The organism is Cupriavidus consociatus (genome assembly GCF_017814975.1).
GTDB classification, from domain to species: domain Bacteria; phylum Pseudomonadota; class Gammaproteobacteria; order Burkholderiales; family Burkholderiaceae; genus Cupriavidus; species Cupriavidus consociatus.
In genome coordinates, this window is record NZ_JAGIQA010000180.1 from 1 (window position 1) to 418 (window position 418).

The following is a 418-nucleotide window of genomic DNA, read 5'->3' on the forward strand; positions in this document are numbered from 1 at the left end:
TGGCTTGCCGCCTTTGGCAAACTGCGCATTCGTTTCGAACGGCGTCTCGATATCCATCTCGCTCTGCTCACGCTCGCTTGCGCGGTCATCTGCTCACGATTCGTTGACCAGTTTTGTTAGCGGCTCTTAGAATCACCCCTTTCAAGGTGACTAATCGACACGTCCAGCCTTGATGACACGGGCGGTAGAAACATGCCGTCGGGCCACGCATCCGGCAACATAGCCTTTCTCCTTGGGCGCCTTCGGTCCCCGCGCATGTTTGCGCATCGCGCGGGGATCAACGTGCGTCGCGATCTTGAGCAGCTCGCGGCTGAGCTGGGCCGGGGTGAGAGGGTCATAGACTTCCCATATCTCGGTCGGTACCGCGATCATCATGCCGGCATACGTCGCCCGGATTTCGCTGGCGAGGTAATACGGT

The 418-nt window shown here is 59.1% G+C and carries 2 pseudogenes; one reads left to right on the forward strand and one right to left on the reverse strand.

Annotated features, from left to right (window positions below):
• Positions 1 to 120 (forward strand): annotated as a pseudogene (locus J8I82_RS37995) (IS5/IS1182 family transposase); the annotation flags it as partial.
• Positions 121 to 150: 30 nt separating this feature from the next.
• Here the strand turns inward: J8I82_RS37995 and J8I82_RS38000 are convergent.
• A pseudogene (locus tag J8I82_RS38000) lies at positions 151 to 418 on the reverse strand (IS4 family transposase); the annotation flags it as partial.